This window comes from Mesobacillus foraminis (assembly GCF_004340465.1).
GTDB classification, from domain to species: Bacteria; Bacillota; Bacilli; order Bacillales; family Cytobacillaceae; genus Mesobacillus_B; species Mesobacillus_B foraminis.
The window spans coordinates 200,064-217,349 of record NZ_SLVV01000003.1 but is presented as its reverse complement, the minus strand read 5'-3'; the positions used below and the strand labels follow the sequence as shown (position 1 = coordinate 217,349).

The following is a 17,286-nucleotide window of genomic DNA, read 5'->3' as shown; positions in this document are numbered from 1 at the left end:
TTTACATTATTTTTACAATGGGCTATTATTTTCCGGGACTTTTGATTTAGTTCCGGTCTTTTAATCTATTTGAATGAGACGAGTATTGCTTGTTATCTGTTACCTTCGATTCATGAAATATCCTAATTCTCTTACAGCGCGATTCCCTTTATCATGCCTTCTGATCTAGTTTTCTGAATGTTAAGGGAATCCTTACAGAACTTTAACAGGGGGTTAAGAATAGTTTGTTACTTTTTATATAGAGTGCTTCTTCTTAGAGAATATCATCCTTAAAAACAAGCTGGAGGTAGTGGGAATGAAATCTGGTAATGCAGGATTGAACAGACGTGACTTTTTAAAGGCTGGCGGAATGAGTACGCTGGCGTTGGCTTTAGGTGCTACAGGTGTTTATTCACTGGGCGGAACTGCAAAGGGCTTTGCTGCTGAACAGCTTAACCCTACGAGCGGATTTGGCGGATATGGCCCTTTGGTAAAGGATCCGGACGGGATTCTTGACCTTCCCCAGGGTTTTCAATATCAAATTATTTCTAAAACTGGCGATACCATGACAAACGGTGATAAGGTTCCTGGCGCACTCGATGGAATGGCTGCTTTTAAAGGCGAGAAAAATACCACCATTCTTGTCCGGAACCATGAGCTTGGGACCAACGCCGATTACCCAGTCAACGGGAAAAACCCTTGGAGCATTGGAGCTGCAGGCGGTACAACCGCTCTTGTAGTTGGCCCAAATCGCAAGGTAATCAAGGAGTATGTAACCAATTCAGGGACCATCCGCAACTGCGCAGGCGGGGCTTCCACATGGGGAACCTGGCTGACCTGCGAAGAGACACGCGAACTTGGCCACGGCTTTGTCTTTGAAGTAAACCCTCTTGATCCAGAAAATGAAATGTCCAAAACACCTATTCGTGACATGGGCTACTTTTCACATGAAGCCTGTGCTGTCGATCCGGCAACGGGCATCTGGTACCTGACAGAAGATGCAAGCCCTAGCTTCCTGTACCGTTTTACACCGCATGACCGCAGCCAAAAGCTTGGTTCGCTTCAAAAGGGCGGGATACTTGAAGCCCTCGCAATTGAAGAGCTTCCGGCTGGAGCTGCCAGCCAGTTCACCAGCGGCCAAAAGTTTGGCGTTGTGTGGAAAAAAGTAAATCCTGAGCGGGCGCAGCAGGATGCAAAGGATTTGGGTTGCATTCAGTTCAGCCGCCTGGAGGGCGCTTTCTTTACTGCCGGCACGTTCTGGTTCGATGATACAAGTGCAGGAAATGGAAAGCATGGCCGTGTATACCGCTATTTCCCGGCAACCAATACGCTGGAGCTATTTTATGAATCTACTGCTTCCGAGTTCCTGGAAATGCCTGATAATATCGCAATGGCCCCTTGGGGTGACCTGTGGATCGCCGAGGATGGCGGCGGGAATGACCGGATTATCGGACTGACCCCAGAAGGCAATGTCTACAAATTTGCCGAAAACCGCCTGAATGGCTCTGAATTTGCAGGTCCAACCTTCTCGCCTGATGGCAAAACGTTCTTTGTTAACATGCAGACACCTGGGCTGACGTTTGCGATTTGGGGTCCTTTCGCCCGTCAAAATGCTGCACGACAGCGGGCAATGGGACATGCAGCACCACCTGCAGGCCTGGGTCCAGTCGTATCGGACAAGCTCGCAGCCTTTGCTGAAGACCAGGGAATGTCTATTTTAGAAGCAGCGGCATTGGAACGCCACGGCATGCCAATCCTGTAAGAACCGAACTACATAACCATGGAGGTAAAATAAATGCTGCAAAACATTGGAATACCAGGTCTGATTTTGATTTTGGTCATCGCATTGATCATATTTGGCCCTTCCAAGCTGCCCGAGATCGGCCGCGCCTTTGGAAATACGCTGAAGGAATTCAAAAAAGCCACCCATGACTTGGTCAATGGCGATAGCGAAACAGATTCAAAGTCCTCAGAAGGTACGAAAAAGCTTCAGGCCGTTGAAGTTTCTAAAAGCAAAGCTGGAAGCTAAGAGAAGAAAGATGCAGGCTGGGAGAGTTGGAAACCTGCTTGCATCTTTCCTTTTTAAAAGGAGTCAATCAGAATGGACAAGACTCAGATGAATTATATCGAACATTTAGGTGAATTGCGGAAAAGACTGATCATAACCCTCGCTGCCTTTCTCCTTTCCTTTATTGCCGCTTTTGTTTTCGTAGGTGATATCTACAAGCTGCTGGTAAAGGATCTGGATGGTAAGCTGGCGGTCCTTGGCCCGACTGACATTCTCTGGATTTATATGGCGATCTCAGGGGTGGCGGCCATCGCGGTCACGATACCAGTTGCCGCTTTTCAACTGTGGCAGTTTGTCAGGCCTGCGCTGACAAAAGATGAAAGAAAGGTTAGTTTGGCCTTTATCCCGGGATTATTTTTCTTGTTCCTTTTTGGAATCGCCTTTGGTTACTTCATTTTATTCCCGATCGTCCTTGGGTTTTTGACCAACCTGGCAGGAGACCAGTTTGAGGCTTTTTTTACAGCTGAAAAATACTTCCGGTTCATGCTGAACCTGACGTTGCCATTTGGCTGTCTTTTTGAAATGCCAGCAGTAGTCATGTTCCTGACAAGATTGGGGATCATCAATCCTCTTAAGCTTGTCAAAGCGCGGAAGGTTGCTTACTTTCTTTTAATTGTTGTATCCATTTTAATCACACCGCCGGACTTTATATCCGACGTGCTCGTCATTATTCCGCTGCTGCTTTTATACGAATTAAGCATTACACTCAGTAAAGTCGTTTACCGTAAAAGACTGGCTGCAGAAGCTTCGCTGGCCGCCAGCTAGAAAGGGGAAATGAAATGAGTTCCGCCACTGCTGTTTTAAAAGAGAGAAAAACACCCGCAAGCCTAAAATGCCAGGAATGCAAGCTGTGCCTATGTGGCAAGCAGGCAGTTCAAGCAGAAAGACTGCTTGCCTTAAAAGCAGGAAAACAATAAAAAAGGATGGTGCCGGCGCACCATCCTTTTTGCTTAATTTACACGATAAAGATAGAAATCATCCAGACTTCCCCATGCACCAGCACCAGCTTTGATTCTCGCCCCAATGGTGATGGTTCCGTCGGTTACAGGAATGGCGGCAATTTCAGGGTTGCTCCAATTGACCCAGCCATTGACTCCTGTATTCGCCTTGTATTCCTGTCCGCCCGTCTTTGCATAGAGGTACATATCTGAATTGCCCGCATCTCCGCCCTGCAGGAACATGGAAAGGTTATAAGTTCCTGGCTCCAGGCCTGTTATCGTCTGTTCGACGTTAAAATCCACACCAGTTCCGGAGTAAAAGTGAAGGGAATAGTTCCCTGTTTTCGCATCAGAAGCCTTTTCCTGGAAGTCGGTGTGCGGAGCTGCCCCGTTTCCATACGTAATGCTCCACATGCTTCTGTCGCTGTTTTCAAAGCCCGGGTTCGCCACAAAATTCTTTGGCTGAATTTGCAGGTGGGCCTTGACTGTACTTCCGCCTTCAACAACACCCTCAATCACATAGGCTCCAGCTCCTGTGGAAACAGCCTGCTTTAATGCCTCCTGATCCCATGTAACACCAACTGACCCTTTGCTTCCATCATTGTAGGTAACCGTCACTGTTTCAGGCAGTGCAACTGGTTCACCCGCATTAGCATGTACCGAAACATCGTTTATTTCATCAATTTTTAACGGCGCAACGGCACCGGTGTCAACCAGCTTGAATACATTCAGGGATGGAAGTGGATGTCCATAAAAATCGAACATCGCCTGGTTGTCGACCGCGCTACCGCCGTACCAGTGGCCAGCATCTTCTGGATCATATTCTGTTGCGAAGCTAGAAGCCCAGCCAGATCCATATTTTTCCCAAAGCCTTTGGTTTTTCTCAAGCTTTTTACCCGGAGCAGCCGGAATCCATGCCGGTTCCCAATAGAATACTCCAATACCTGCATCCCCGACATTCGCTACTGCTTCCATGACATCCCGGATGGCTGTCGCCTGCCCCTGGACGGTAATCGGATAATTCAGCGTTTGGCCGGTGGATTTTGGCGCAGTGTTCCCGTGTCCGTCCCCATCTTCCGCCGTATACGTATAGGACGTTTCTGCAACCATCACTTTTTTCCCGTAGGTATTGGCTACATTTTTAAGAACAGAGGTTAAATTCGCCAATGTTCCATGCCAGAAAGGGTAATAGGAGCTGGCGAATACATCGTAATCAACCCCATTCTTTTTAAGGGTTTCTGCAATAGACGCATACCTTCCTGAGGTTTCTGGATTGGTGAAGTGCAAAGCAACCAGGATATCAGAATCAACTGCTCTTACCGCTTTACTTCCCTCATTGAACAGCTCGCTCATTTTGCCCCAGTCTTTTTCACCAGCCAAGCCGCCATTGGTTTCATTCCCGATCTGGACCATGCCAATATCGATGCCAGCTTTCTTCATGTCCAGCAGGCTTTCTTTCGTATATTGGTAGAGTGCCGCTTTTTTAGCTTCGAAGCTCAAGTTCTTCCACGCCTTTGGAGCCTGCTGCTTGGCAGGATCTGCCCAGAAGTCGGAATAATGGAAGTCGACGAGCAGCTTCATTCCGTTTGCAGTTGCCCTTTTCCCGATTTCGATGGCCTTTTGGATGTCATTATTGCCGCCGCCATAGCCATTCCCCTTGGCATTATAAGGGTCATTCCATACGCGGACGCGGACATAATTGACACCCGCTTCTTTCAGGGTTTTAAAAATATCCTGTTTTTTCCCAGATTCACTGTATAATTTCACTCCGCTGTCTTCCAGGGAGATGATGCTCGAAACGTCTACCCCTTTAATGAAATCTTCATCCATTCCTGCCACTCTTTTAACAAAGATGTCCGAGGCAACTGGTTCAGGCACCTCTGCGTCTCCCCCTTCATTAGGTGCTGATTTCAAGATAAAGCTGTCGAGGTAGCCCCACGATTTTGGCGCCCCGGTGACAACTGCTCCCACTTTAAAATTGGTCACGGCTTCTGCCAGTTCAAATTTCAGGACAGGGCTGCCCCACGTGTTGTAGCCTGTGGTTACTGTGGCCTCTGCTGATTTGTCTCCGGCAAACAGCTGGACACTCCCGGCCTCTGCGGCCGAACCTCCCATTGATTTCGCTGAAAGCTCATAGCTTCCGGCCGGCAGCGTCGGGATGGTCTGGCTGACGGTAAATGACTCGTTTCCGACTGCCGTGTCCTTGATCCAGTATTTCAGGGCATGCTCGCCTTCAGCAGGCGTCATCCATGCATCAGTGGAATAGGAAAAATGCTGTACATCCACGGCATCCCAGTTCAAATCTTCAATACTCCAAGAGCCCTCTGCATAAAAATCAGTTTCGAAACCGCTGTTTTTCAAATACTCATTCTGCGCATCGGCAGCAAGTCCAACCCCGCTATGTAAACCAAGTGAGCTGAATACCACCATAAAAGCAAATAACCCTTTAAAGAACGACTTCATTCTACTATTCCTCAAATCTTCCACACCTTTCCATTTTCATGACGAGTCAGCTGAACCTATTAGACTATATTGTCAGTTAAGCGTTTCCATTTAATTGGACAAACCACCTCCCAAGATCGAAATAGAAAGACATCCACCCCATTTTTTGGAGCACTATGGAGTGGATGAATCTTAAACTATTAAGCTAATGTGGGCCTGGCTGCTTAAGTACTTTAGAAGGCCTCCGTAGCCCGTGCATGCTTTAGGTCTTTTCCAGACCTTCGCAGCCTTCTACACACTTTAGTTCATTACCAAACCACCGCGTGCCTGACCCCCATTAGTACTGCACAGTACCAAACAGTGGCTTACCCCCCGTTAGCGCTTTAAAGTACCAAACGGTGCCTGACCCCCTTCAGTGCTTTAGCGAACGAAACGGTGCCTGACCCTCTTTAGCGCTGTAGAACGATTCTTGCTTCGTATTTTTCGAGGGTGAGGTCCCCTGATAGTTCTTCTCCGGTGATCAGGTCGGTCACACTGGATTCCAGGGTGACGTTCTGTTGTTCTTCGGTGAAGTTCATGATGAAGATATAGTCGTTTTCCTGATCCTGGCGAACCTGGACGGATACGCCCTTGCCGTGCTTAACACGGAATGCCGGTTCAAGCCCAAGCTCCTGAATCAGTTCCTGATAGAAATCGCGGTGGAACTGGTCCTCCAGGCGGCCTCCGATGTAATAAGCTTTGCCTTGTTCATAGACGTGGCTTGTTACGGCCGGTGTATTGGCATAAAAATCCTCAACATATACGCCTTCGGTTATTGCTGTATGAACATCAATCACAGTCGCATAATCCTTCAGCTCATAGGATTGATTTTTATAAGTTACATAGTTTTTATCGTTAGGATAGTAGGTATCTGTTTCAACAGGATTGATTCCGAACACTTCCTGCAGATCCTTGTGCCATCCGCCTAAATAGGTCAGATCATGCTCATTGACGATCCCGCTGATATACGTTGTTACCAGTCTTCCGCCGTTTGCCACGAAATCTTTCAGCCTGGCGATCGTTTCTTCACTCATCAAGTACAGCATTGGGACAATCAGCAGCTTATAGGATGAGAAGTCCTGTTCCTTTGTGATGACATCAACAGGAATATCCTGTTCCCAGAAGGTACGGTAATGCTGCTGCAGCGTTTGCGGATAGCGCTTGGTCTTCAATCCGTAGCCCTGTGCATCATTGATTGCCCAGTTGCTGTCCCAATCATACAGGATTCCAACATTTGAAGTGCGATTGGTTCCAACTACATCTGACAGCTTTTCAAGGGTTTCCCCAACCTTCGCTACTTCCTTGAAGACGCGGTTTTCAGGGCTGTTATCATGATCCACGACTGCGCCATGGAATTTCTCCGAAGATCCGCGGGATTTCCGCCATTGGAAGTACAGCACGCTGTCGGATCCGTGGGCCAGCATCTGCATAGAGGACAGCAGGTGCATCCCCGGGCGCTTAGTCTTATTCACCTCATGCCAGTTAACAGCACTTGGAGTCGACTCCATCAGCAGGAACGGCTGCTGCTTCAGGGAGCGGTACAGGTCATTGATAAAACCAACCTTCATCGCCAGATCAGCCGTGCTCTCCCAATCATTGTGCCATGCAGGGTAGGCATCCCAGCTGATGACATCCAGATGCTTGGCAAACTTGCTGTAGTCAAGTCCCTGGAAAGGAATCAAATCAAACGTATCGGCCATAAAATTAGTCGTAATCGGGATATCCGGTGTAATCTCTTTAATCGGAACAATTTCATTTTCAAAGAAAGAGATGGTCTGGTCCGTTACAAACCGGCGCCAGTCCAGATTCAATCCGTGCACAGCGTTCTCGCCGATTGGCGATGGGGATTCAATTTGTGACCAGTCATTGAAGGTATGGCTCCAGAAAGGACCCCACCAGGCATCATTCAGAGCTTTCAAATCATGGTTGTACTTTTCTTTTAACCAGCCTCTAAAAGCATTCTGGCAATGATCGCAGTGGCATTCCCCGCCGTATTCATTGGAAATGTGCCACATCAGCAGCGCCGGGTGATCGCCGTATCTTTCAGCCAGCAAACGATTGATGATCTGAGTTTTTTCACGATAGACAGGCGAAGTAAAACAATGATTGTGCCTTGCCCCGTGAAGCTGCTTGACCCTCGAGCCATTCACACGCAGAACTTCCGGGTATTTCTGGGACATCCAGGCAGGGCGTGCCCCGCTCGGTGTCGCCAAAATCACCTTTCCGCCGATGCTGTGAATATTGCTGAAAATTTCATCCAGCCATTCAAAGGTGAATTTGCCTTCCTCTGGCTCCAGTGCGCTCCAGGCAAAAATACCGACCGAGAACGTATTGGAATGGGAAAGCTTCATCAGTTCGATATCGTCAATTAAAATATCGGGCCGGTCCAGCCATTGATCCGGATTGTAGTCTCCTCCATGAAGCATGAACTTTGCATTCGTCGTATAAGATTTACCACGTTTCAGCATAATACTCTCCTTTTAACAACATAGTCTCTTTGTTATTTCTATTAACCTTTCGTTCCTCCTGCCGTTAAACCAGAAACAAAGTTCTTTTGCAGCATGATAAAAATGATGGCAATCGGGATCGAGATCAGGATGGCCCCGGCTGCAAACGTCGTATAGCTTGCACCCATTACCTCATTCACAAGATTGTACAAACCGATAGGCAATGTATAGGATTCAGGCGTTCTCAGGATGGTAGAGGACAAAACGAAATCCCCTAGCGGACCTGTAAAACCATTCATAGCTACAACTGCAAGCATCGGCCGGGAAAGCGGCATGATAATCTGCAAAAAGATCCTTGTATTGCTTGCTCCGTCAATCTTCGCACTTTCATCCAGGTCAATCGGAATCGAGTCCATATACCCCTTCATCAAATAGGTATTCATCGGAATCTGCCCGCCGATATACAGCAGGATGAGCAGCCAGTGGCTATTCATCATCCCAAGGATCTGCGCTAAAACAAACAATGCAATCAGGGCAGAGAACTGCGGGATCATTTGCAGCAACAAGAACAGAGTTAACGCATTCTTCCTGCCTTTAAAACGAAAGCGTGAAAACGCATAAGCCGTAAAGGATACAGAGATGATCGTTCCTATCATCGTAAAAATGGAGATTTTAAGAGAATTCAAATACCATTTTCCATATTGGAGACTCTCTTTCCCTGCAAACAATTCCTTGTAATGGTCCAGAGTTGGATTTTCAGGAATAATGGACGTACTGACCAAACTGTTGCCAGGGTTGAAGCTTGCCCCCACTGTCCAAAGCAGGGGATAAATGATGACGACCGTCATAAAGGTTAATAGTCCGTAAGAGAGAAGGAGTCGAAAGAATTTTTGTTTTTTCATATCTGACACCATCTTTTAAGCCCCCTCTTTGAAAGAATTCGTCCGTCTGAACTGCCACAATGCAATGGCAATGACAAATACGGACAGCAGAATCGTCAATGCGGCTGCCAGTGAGTATTGACTGGACTGCATGGTCAATTTGTATATCCAGGAAACCAGGATATCGGTACCGCCAGCCGTTGATCCAGGAACTGCCGGACCGCCGCCGTTGAAAAGATAAATAATATTGAAGTTATTGAAGTTAAACGTAAACTGGGTAATGATGATCGGTGCCATGGCAATTAAAATCATTGGCATCGTGATATGTCTGAATTTCGCAAAGACAGAAGCTCCATCAATCGTCGCTGCTTCATACAGGTCGTCCGGAATGGATTGCAGAACACCTGTTGTTACAAGGAAGATATACGGGAAGCCAAGCCATCCCTGCATCAGGATCAGTGCCAGTCTTGACCAGTTGGCATCCGTCAGCCAGGGAATAGGATCAATTCCGAAAGCTGCCAGAATATCGTTGTTAATCGCACCGAAACTGTCATTAAAAAGACCGGCAAAGATGAGGATCGTTACGAACCCTGGCACTGCCCAAGGGAGAACCAGAACGGTCCGGTAAAATCGTTTAAAACGAATATCCTTTTGGTTTACAACAATCGCCATCAATATTCCCAGGCTCACCTGAAGCGAGGAAGCGACAAGCGTCCAGACCACTGTCCAGGCTAGAACATCAAAGAAGGTGGAACGCCAAATATCGACTGTGAAAATTTCGGAGAATGTTTGGAAGCCAACCCAATCCACGAGATTCGCAGGCGGGGAATGGTATAAATCGTAGTTCGTAAAAGCCAGTGCAAAACTAAATAAAATCGGAAAGATGACCGCAAAAATCAAGATAAAGAGCGATGGTCCGCTAATTACATAGGGATAGCCCTGTGAAATGATATTTTGATACTGTTCCTTCAGGGAGCTCAGCTGCCTGTTTTCATCACGCAGCTTTCCATTTAGATAGGCGTCCCTTAAATTGGCATAATAAATCCCCAATCCAAAAACCAGTACAATAACAGCAATAATCCCTTCTGCCAATAGGAAGATTGAATTATCCCGCGGCACTTCGGTTCCAAGTGTAACAATCCCCCAGAGACCCATGTTCAGAAGATCCCCGAAAGCTGCAAAGAACGCTGCACCAACCAGCAGGAATAAAAGGCCTTTGACCACCTGCTTATTATAAAACTGGCCAAGGCCAGGAATGATCGAGAGAAGTAAAGCTATTTTACGATGCTGCATCTTTTTCACCTCTTTATATAGAAGAAAAGTTTTATTCCTTCGTGGTTAAAATAAATGGTGCCAAACTATTAGGCCCGTTTGACACCATTAGTAGTCTTAATTATTTTCCGCCATGCTTGGCTTCAATTTGTCCTTTGACTGTTTCAACTGCCTGGTCTAAGGCTTCTTTTGGCTCTGCTTTGCCTGTTGCAATTGTTTGCAGGGCTGCATCAGCAGGTGTCCAGACTTCATTCATCTCAGGAATATTCGGTGTCAATTCTGAGAATTGGGACTGCTCGGCAATTGCCTGTGCGGCTTCGCTTTCTTTTACAACTGGATCATCAGCCAATGCTTTTACAGCTGGAACTTCTTTTGTCAGTTCATATCTCTTTTTAGAATTCTCTTCGTTCGCAAGGAACTCAACCAATTCTTCTGCCAGTTCTGCATTCTTGGAGTAGGCGCTGACATTGTAGCTCTTTACACCCATGAATGAGCTCATGTTTTCACCATTGGAAAGCTCAGGCAGTTTGGCTACACCATAATCGATTCCCGCTTTCGCAAATGGATCAAGGTTCCATGGACCTGAGATGATGGCTGCGGCTTTCCCTTCAGTGAACAGGGATTCCAGAACGTTAATCCCCTGCTCCCCGATGATACCAGCCGGGAATAGGCCTTCTTTATAGAACTTTTGAATATACTTTGCGCCTTCGACTGCACCTTTGTTATTCAAACCGATATCTGTTGCATCATAGCTGCCGTTTTCACCGCCGAAAATGTATCCGCCGTAGCCGCTCATAACGCTTTGTGCATAATAGATTTGGTCAAACAAGGCGAGGAACCCGAACTTCTTGCCATCCGTAACTTCTTTGGAGTACTCGTACCATTCATCAAGTGTTTTTGGCAGATCTTCCTCTGAGATTAAAGCTTTATTGTAGTAAAGCATGGTGGTTTCCACTGCTTTTGGCAATCCATAAACCTTGCTGTCAACCATTTGGGACTGCATGGCAGCTTCTGTATAAATGGATTGAACGTCACCCGCTACATCCAGTTCCTTGATCAAGCCCTCTGTTACCGCAGTTCCAATCTGATCCCCAGGCATGGTCAGGACATCAGGACCTGTTCCGGCAGGACCGTCCATGCGCAAATCTTCAATTTGCTGTGCGTAAGGTTTTTCAACCACTTTAACGTTTACGTCATGGTCTTTTTCAAATTGTGCAATAGCATCTTCAATGCCGGCACCTTTCTCTATATCTTCCCAAACCACCAATTCTTGATTTTTAGGTGTTTCTTTTGAACCTGTATCTTCTTTTCCGCTTTCCTGCGGCCCGCAGGCAACCAAGGATAAACTTAAAGCGACACCACTCATAAGGCCAAGATATTTTTTATACATCTTTGTATTCATAGATTGTTGTCTTCCCTTCAATTAATGTGAAAGCGTTTTACACTCATAATATAGCATGCCCAAGAAAAACTGTAAACAACTTTTTTACTAGAATAGGTAAAACTTTTTACGAAAATAACAAAACGGCCTTTATCAAGGCCGCCGCTTCAAGTTTGATAGAGTTAATTGGTACTCTTCCTGATGACTAACTCTGATCCAATATATAAGGTTTTAACAATCTTCCTCTTCTCCAGCACTTGCTCCAGCAGGAGTTCGACTGCATTTTTACAGATTTCTTTTAAGTCGATATGAAAAGTTGTCAGGGGAGGCGAGACATATTTCGCAATCGAAATATTGTTGATTCCGATAACGCTTACACGTCCCGGGATGGCAATCCCCTTCTCATTCAAAGCCTGAAGGCAGCCAACAGCAATTGGATCTGCCGCTGTGTAAAAAGCTGTAGGCAAGCTGTCCCCCAATTTTTCAATTGCATTTATCATTAAATGATAGCCATTGTCCACGGAAAACCCTCTGTGGCAGAAAACGAACTCATCCTTAAGCAAGCCCTTTTCCTCCATATAGGCACGGAAGGTTTTTTCCCGGATATCCATTTCATCCTCATCTGTGTTGGGATTATGGTAAGTCCCCCCGATAAATCCGATCTCGCTGTGCCCCTTTTCTATCAGGAAGTCGACTGTCTTTCTGGTCATTTGCGCCAGGTCGGGGCGGACGGAATCATAATGATCGGGATCTGGTGTTGTATCAATAAAAACACCATTGGATGTCCTGCTTCTTAAGTACTCCAGTTCTTTGTTGGAAAAGGAACCTACAGCAATGAATCCTTCAATATTATCCGGAATGGAAGCAATTCCATCGGAGATTTTATAAGTTGTGAGTTCCACATTGCACTTTTTCGCCCATTTCTCCAATTCCAGCCGCATCGTTTTAAAATAAACATCTTCAAGTTCTTCTCGATCGGTCAGCCAGTATAAAAAGGCAATGTTTTTAACCAGAAGTCTTACTGTTTTCTTGCGATAATTAAGCTTTTCAGCCACCTCGTAAATTTTCTCCCGTGTTTCATCGGGAACGGAAAGACTTAAATCATTATTCAATACACGGGAAACCGTCGAAATCGAATACCCCGCCTCTTCAGCAATATCTTTAATTGTAGCCATTTCCTCCACCTCCAAATTGCGGTCCAGCACCGCAGTTTCCCTCTTTAAATGTATCATTCTTTCAGGATTATGTGATTTATACAAGAATAAGTAAAATATTTTACTTTAATTTTACTTATTTTACTAAGAAAGTCAAGGTCCATTCTATCAATATAATTTTTTGCCATGTAATAAAGTCTGATTTGATAAAAAAAGAGGCCGCCCATTTTGAAATGGACAGCCTTTTACTGATGATGCTGCTTGAGCAGCTGCATGCGCTGATTAAACAGGGTTGGATAGGACAGGAAACCGAGCATCACGCTTGTCACCGCAGCAGTGGTCAGCAGCAAGAACAGAATCAGGAGCTGGAACTGCACTGCCTGGATCGGGTCGGCGCCGCCGATGATCTGCCCGCTCATCATCCCGGGCAGCTGGACAAGGCCAACGGTTTTCTGGCTTTCTATCGTTGGAATCATGCTCGCTTTGATGGATTGCATCAATTGGGTATGGATTGCCTGCTTTGGCGTTCCGCCCAGCGACAGGATCAGCTCGGTTTCATCCTGGCGGGATTCTACCTCTGACGTAAAACGGTTAAGGAAAAGGATTGCGAGCACCATGGAATTCCCAATCACCATTCCGCTGATGGAAATAATAAATTGGGCGGTCGGCGGGGTGATATGGAATCTCAGCAGGATGCTTTGCGTCAAAACTTCTACAAACAGCAGCGTTGCACCGACCTTCCAGGTGATGCCCTTGATCGAGGAACCTTTTTTCCTGGCATTGAGCGTGGCCGTCACAAGCATCAGGGTCACCATCAGGAAAATATAGAGCAGATTTTCCGAATCAAAGATAAATTGCAGGACGTACCCAATGGCCAGCAATTGGACGATGGATCGGACAGTCGCAATAATCGTATCCTTTTCGAGGCCAAGTTTAAGCGTCCTGGACAGGATCAGCGGAATAAGGACAAAAATCAGCGTGATTGAAAGAGTGAGATAACTCATTGCGCCTCCCCTTTCACAAAACGCTTTACCTTTTCATTGACAGGGGACTTCAGCAAATCGCTTTCCCCTGTTTCGATAACCTCTCCTTCCATCATGACCCACGTGTAATGGCCGATGGTAAGGGCCTGTTCCAGGTTATGGGTGATCCAGATCATGGTGGTCCCATGTTTACGGTTTATTTTTAAAATCAGTTCTTCGATTTCCTGCTGCGACGTGCGGTCGAGGGCCGAAGTAATTTCGTCAAGCAATAGAATTTGAGGCCGGTTGACGAGAGTGCGCGCGATGGAGACCTTTTGGCGCTGGCCGCCCGATAAATCCCTGATGTTGCGATGGACGTAATCTGCTTCCAGGCCGACATGGTCCAGGAGGTCCGCTGCTTCTTTCTCTGGCAGCTGTTTCCCCTGCAGTGCCAGCGGCAAAGCCAGATTGGTCAGCACGGTTCCGCTGACCATTGGAGCACTTTGAAGCGCCATCCCTACATTTCGGCGCAGCTCCACCGGCTGATAGCTGGAAATCTCTTTATCCTTGATATAAATCTCCCCGGAGTCAGGAGAAATCAGGCCATTGCACAGCTTCAGCAAAGTTGACTTCCCCGCCCCCGATGGGCCTACCAGGGTCGTAATTCGCCCCTCAGGGAACGACCCCGTAATATTCTTCAAAATAGGTAACTCATCCACAGAATAATCCACATGCTGAAAATGCACAGCAGGTTTATACCTTTTCGTCATCCAAACTCCAATCCTTCCGCAAATCTAATAAATTCTTCTCTATCTAATAAACTACCATACCCATCCAATAAAAAACCACCTTAAGCAGAGCGGCCTCTAGCCTCCGTGTTTTTTCGCCAGGGAGGCAAATTGTGGGACTTACGGTCCGCAGGCAGCCCCCTTTTTGCGCGGTGAAAGACTGCTGCGAGTCTGCCCCCCTGTTTTGCGGTGGAGCACTGACGAGGGTCTGTCCCTCTTCTTTGCGGTGGAGCACTGATGCGTGTCTGACCCTCTTCTTCGCGGTGAAGCATCGACGCGTGCCTGACCCCCTTCTTTTCACTAAAGTATCGACGCGTGCCTGACCCTCTGCTTTGGGGTGTTAATGCTGGCCTGGTTTGTTGTAAAATATAGCCAGGTGATGTTTATGAGAAAAAGGATTTTGTATGTTGAGGATGATGTTGAGATCGGTTCGTGGGTGAAGGAGGATTTGGAGCAGCGGGGCTACGAGGTCACTTGGCTTAAGTCCGGCGATGGGGCCGGAACGAAGGTTCAGGAACATGACCTAGTTATTTTGGATGTCATGCTTCCCGGCCTTGACGGGTTTACGGTTGGGCAGCGACTTAAAAAGGATGCTCCCGGGCTGCCTGTTTTGATGCTGTCAGCACGGACTTCCGTTGAAGATAAGCTGCAGGGCCTGAAGTTTGCGGATGATTATTTGGTCAAGCCTTTCCACCCTGATGAGCTGTCGGCCCGAATCGAAGTGCTGCTGCGGAGATCTGGCCAAACAGCGGCAGCGATTATAAGGCTGGGGCATATCTTGGTCAATCTGACGGAAAACAGGATTACCAATGAACAAACCGGGGAGGAAATCCTCCTCACCGGAAAGCAGTACCAGATTTTCATGCATTTTTTACGCCATCCCAATCAGATTCTGACAAAAGAACAAATCTATGAAGCGGTCTGGGGTGAGCCCTACATGGAAGGAGACAAAACCCTGATGGTCCATATCCGCCATCTAAGGGAAAAAATCGAGCTCAATCCCGGCTCGCCTGAGATTATTGAAACAATTCGAGGGATTGGCTACCGGGTGAAACAATGAAACTTAAAAACTCGCTATTAAATCAATACCTGCTGATTATTCTTCTGGCGATCATGATTATGCCGATCAGCTTCCCCCTAATTTCAATGGTTTTTTATGTTCCCTTTAGCAACACCGAAGAGTTGAACCATTTAAACTCGACGGACGTGGAGTCGATATGGCACAAAGAGGCAAAATCCCTTGAAGGAGCTTCCGACCAGCAGATAAAGGAAAAACTTGAGAAGGTAAAAGGAAAATACCCGGAGGCGAACATGTTCTGGGTGGACGAAAGCGGCAAAGCCCGCGACAGGCTCCCAAAGGATTTATCGGTGCAGCAGAACTGGAGTCCGGAATATACGATTGATTTTATGAAAGAAAATCGGGGCGATCAGGTGGACCCATTTACAGTAGTCGCCCTAATCGGGAAGGGCCGCGATGAGGGGTTCATGGTTCTTCAGCTTCCCCGCTCCGAGCTAAGAAGCAACGGAGAAAGAATGCAGGATAAATATTCCTATCTGATGACCCTCTTAATGTTCATCATTCTAGGCACCTTCCTTTTTGTTTCATGGATTTTCTTTTACCGGATCAGAAAACGTCTGCTGAGGCTGCGAACAGCGATGGCAGAGCCCGCAGACCATGGAATACCCGAACCAATCGCCATTGGGAAAAAAGATGAAATCGGACAGCTTGAGATATCATTTAATAATATGATTCAGAAGCTCGAACACAGCCGAGAACGGGAACAAGAAGAAGAGGTGTTGAGGCGTCAGCTGATTGCTAACCTTTCCCATGATTTACGGACGCCTCTCACGACGATCCGAGGGCACGCATTCTCGTTAAAAAAAGAGCCATTGTCCGAAAAAGGGCTGGAGTCCCTCCAATTAATCGACAGCAAAGTCAATTATCTTGGCCAGCTGATTGAAAACCTGCTCTCCTATACCCTCCTCACCGCGGGAAAATATCCTTTTCATCCCGTTAAGACCGATATGGTCCGCCTGGTGAGGACCTCGTTTGCGGGCTGGTACCCCGTTTTCGAAAATGCTGGTTTTCATATTGAGCTGGATTTGCCCGACCAAACCTTTTATTGGGAAATCGACTCTCAATGGATGGAACGGATCCTGGATAACTTTTACCAGAATGTTCACAGGCATGCCAGGGAAGGTCAGTACATCTCCGTTAAAATAAACCCTGATCTTCAGCAAATTACTATTGCAGACCGCGGTCCCGGGATGAACGGGGAATCAACCGGCAAAGGTGCTGGAATTGGGCTTACGATTGTTTCCCTGATGCTTAAGGAAATGAAGCTCGACTGGGAAACAAGGACTGGCACAAACGGAACAGCCATTATCATAAAAAAAAGATAGAGGAAAACAGCTCCTCTATCTTTTTAATTTACATTTCACCGCTGCCGTGGCTGAACTGCCAGTTGATTCCAAACTTGTCGGTCAGCATGCCGTAGCTCTTGCTCCAGAACGTTTCCTGAAGCTCCATCGTAACCCTGCCTCCCTCTTTCAGCTTATCAAAATAGGATTGCAGCTCTTCAACTTGATCAAGGATAATTGTGACACTGAAATTATTCCCGGCAATGAAAGGTGTGCCGGGAAAGGTATCCGAGAACATCACATTGCTTCCGGCTATGTTCAGACGAGCATGCATGACACGATCTTTCGCTTCTTCAGGCAAGGTGTAATTCGGATCCTGCGGCGAATCGCCAAAAGACATGATTTGGGGCTCTTCCGTTCCAAAAACCTTGGCATAAAACTCTACTGCTTCACGGCAGTTTCCGTCAAAAATGAGATATGTTTCAACAGCCAACCTCTTCACTCCCCAATCTGATAAATGGTACAAGTTCATTTTAACCATTAACCACCCGTAAATAAATAGTTTCTGAATATT

At 46.8% G+C, this 17,286-nt stretch carries 14 protein-coding genes; 5 read left to right on the top strand and 9 right to left on the bottom strand.

Annotated elements, in window-relative coordinates; all coding sequences use genetic code 11:
• The first annotated feature begins 295 nt into the window (after window positions 1-295).
• The 3 genes from EV146_RS05610 to tatC all read left to right on the top strand — a co-directional run bounded on the left by EV146_RS05610 (window position 296) and on the right by tatC (window position 2,812).
• Window positions 296-1,741 (top strand): alkaline phosphatase PhoX, encoded by a 1,446-nt coding sequence (locus tag EV146_RS05610; RefSeq protein ID WP_132003119.1) that lies wholly within the window; start codon window positions 296-298, stop codon window positions 1,739-1,741.
• Window positions 1,742-1,774: 33 nt separating this feature from the next.
• On the top strand, window positions 1,775-2,008 hold the full coding sequence (locus EV146_RS05605) for a twin-arginine translocase TatA/TatE family subunit (RefSeq protein ID WP_132003116.1): 234 nt from the start codon (window positions 1,775-1,777) through the stop codon (window positions 2,006-2,008).
• 72 nt (window positions 2,009-2,080) lie between these two features.
• Window positions 2,081-2,812 (top strand): twin-arginine translocase subunit TatC, encoded by a 732-nt coding sequence (gene tatC / locus EV146_RS05600; protein ID WP_132003113.1) that lies wholly within the window; start codon window positions 2,081-2,083, stop codon window positions 2,810-2,812.
• Between the two features lie 185 nt (window positions 2,813-2,997).
• Here the strand turns inward: tatC and EV146_RS05595 are convergent, their stop codons facing one another.
• The 8 genes from EV146_RS05595 to EV146_RS05560 form a co-directional block, all read right to left on the bottom strand.
• A complete protein-coding gene (locus EV146_RS05595) occupies window positions 2,998-5,415 on the bottom strand; it encodes a glycosyl hydrolase 53 family protein (RefSeq protein ID WP_158287027.1) in 2,418 nt (805 codons plus the stop codon).
• A gap of 461 nt (window positions 5,416-5,876) precedes the next feature.
• Complete coding sequence (locus EV146_RS05590; RefSeq protein WP_373566051.1) at window positions 5,877-7,934, bottom strand: beta-galactosidase; 2,058 nt, start codon at window positions 7,932-7,934, stop codon at window positions 5,877-5,879.
• Between the two features lie 41 nt (window positions 7,935-7,975).
• Window positions 7,976-8,827 (bottom strand): galactooligosaccharide ABC transporter permease GanQ, encoded by an 852-nt coding sequence (locus EV146_RS05585; protein WP_132003107.1) that lies wholly within the window; start codon window positions 8,825-8,827, stop codon window positions 7,976-7,978.
• A 3-nt stretch (window positions 8,828-8,830) separates the two neighbouring features.
• Complete coding sequence (locus EV146_RS05580; protein WP_132003104.1) at window positions 8,831-10,087, bottom strand: galactooligosaccharide ABC transporter permease GanP; 1,257 nt, start codon at window positions 10,085-10,087, stop codon at window positions 8,831-8,833.
• 100 nt (window positions 10,088-10,187) lie between these two features.
• The gene (locus EV146_RS05575) at window positions 10,188-11,468 is read right to left on the bottom strand and encodes a galactooligosaccharide ABC transporter substrate-binding protein GanS (protein WP_373566052.1); all 1,281 of its coding nucleotides are present in this window, start codon (window positions 11,466-11,468) and stop codon (window positions 10,188-10,190) included.
• Window positions 11,469-11,629: 161 nt separating this feature from the next.
• Window positions 11,630-12,622, bottom strand: coding sequence for a LacI family DNA-binding transcriptional regulator (locus EV146_RS05570; protein WP_132003101.1), 993 nt, complete (start codon window positions 12,620-12,622; stop codon window positions 11,630-11,632).
• 224 nt (window positions 12,623-12,846) lie between these two features.
• Entirely contained in the window at window positions 12,847-13,605 is a 759-nt protein-coding gene (locus tag EV146_RS05565; protein ID WP_132003098.1) for an ABC transporter permease, read from the bottom strand.
• Complete coding sequence (locus EV146_RS05560) at window positions 13,602-14,333, bottom strand: ABC transporter ATP-binding protein (protein ID WP_132003095.1); 732 nt, start codon at window positions 14,331-14,333, stop codon at window positions 13,602-13,604. The genes EV146_RS05565 and EV146_RS05560 overlap by 4 nt, the downstream gene beginning before the upstream one ends.
• A 403-nt stretch (window positions 14,334-14,736) precedes the next feature.
• Here EV146_RS05560 and EV146_RS05555 point away from each other — a divergent pair, with 403 nt between their 5' ends.
• Together EV146_RS05555 and EV146_RS05550 are read left to right on the top strand one after the other, a co-directional pair.
• Entirely contained in the window at window positions 14,737-15,411 is a 675-nt protein-coding gene (locus EV146_RS05555; RefSeq protein WP_121613867.1) for a response regulator transcription factor, read from the top strand.
• Window positions 15,408-16,754 (top strand): HAMP domain-containing sensor histidine kinase, encoded by a 1,347-nt coding sequence (locus tag EV146_RS05550; protein ID WP_132003092.1) that lies wholly within the window; start codon window positions 15,408-15,410, stop codon window positions 16,752-16,754. Before EV146_RS05555 ends, EV146_RS05550 begins: the two co-directional genes overlap by 4 nt.
• 28 nt (window positions 16,755-16,782) lie before the next feature.
• On the opposite strand, the gene EV146_RS05545 is transcribed toward EV146_RS05550, so the two are convergent.
• Window positions 16,783-17,205, bottom strand: a complete 423-nt coding sequence (locus EV146_RS05545) for a VOC family protein (RefSeq protein WP_121610950.1) — start codon at window positions 17,203-17,205, stop codon at window positions 16,783-16,785.
• Window positions 17,206-17,286 lie beyond the last annotated feature (81 nt).

Bases quoted from the DNA above. Each gene is read 5' to 3' on its own strand.
- EV146_RS05610 (WP_132003119.1), top strand. From the start codon at position 296: ATGAAATCTGGTAATGCAGGATTGAACAGACGTGACTTTTTAAAGGCT.
- EV146_RS05605 (WP_132003116.1), top strand. From the start codon at position 1,775: ATGCTGCAAAACATTGGAATACCAGGTCTGATTTTGATTTTGGTCATC.
- tatC (WP_132003113.1), top strand. From the start codon at position 2,081: ATGGACAAGACTCAGATGAATTATATCGAACATTTAGGTGAATTGCGG.
- EV146_RS05595 (WP_158287027.1), bottom strand. From the start codon at position 5,415: ATGGTGGTATTCAGCTCACTTGGTTTACATAGCGGGGTTGGACTTGCT.
- EV146_RS05590 (WP_373566051.1), bottom strand. From the start codon at position 7,934: ATGCTGAAACGTGGTAAATCTTATACGACGAATGCAAAGTTCATGCTT.
- EV146_RS05585 (WP_132003107.1), bottom strand. From the start codon at position 8,827: ATGGTGTCAGATATGAAAAAACAAAAATTCTTTCGACTCCTTCTCTCT.
- EV146_RS05580 (WP_132003104.1), bottom strand. From the start codon at position 10,087: ATGCAGCATCGTAAAATAGCTTTACTTCTCTCGATCATTCCTGGCCTT.
- EV146_RS05575 (WP_373566052.1), bottom strand. From the start codon at position 11,468: ATGAATACAAAGATGTATAAAAAATATCTTGGCCTTATGAGTGGTGTC.
- EV146_RS05570 (WP_132003101.1), bottom strand. From the start codon at position 12,622: ATGGCTACAATTAAAGATATTGCTGAAGAGGCGGGGTATTCGATTTCG.
- EV146_RS05565 (WP_132003098.1), bottom strand. From the start codon at position 13,605: ATGAGTTATCTCACTCTTTCAATCACGCTGATTTTTGTCCTTATTCCG.
- EV146_RS05560 (WP_132003095.1), bottom strand. From the start codon at position 14,333: ATGACGAAAAGGTATAAACCTGCTGTGCATTTTCAGCATGTGGATTAT.
- EV146_RS05555 (WP_121613867.1), top strand. From the start codon at position 14,737: ATGAGAAAAAGGATTTTGTATGTTGAGGATGATGTTGAGATCGGTTCG.
- EV146_RS05550 (WP_132003092.1), top strand. From the start codon at position 15,408: ATGAAACTTAAAAACTCGCTATTAAATCAATACCTGCTGATTATTCTT.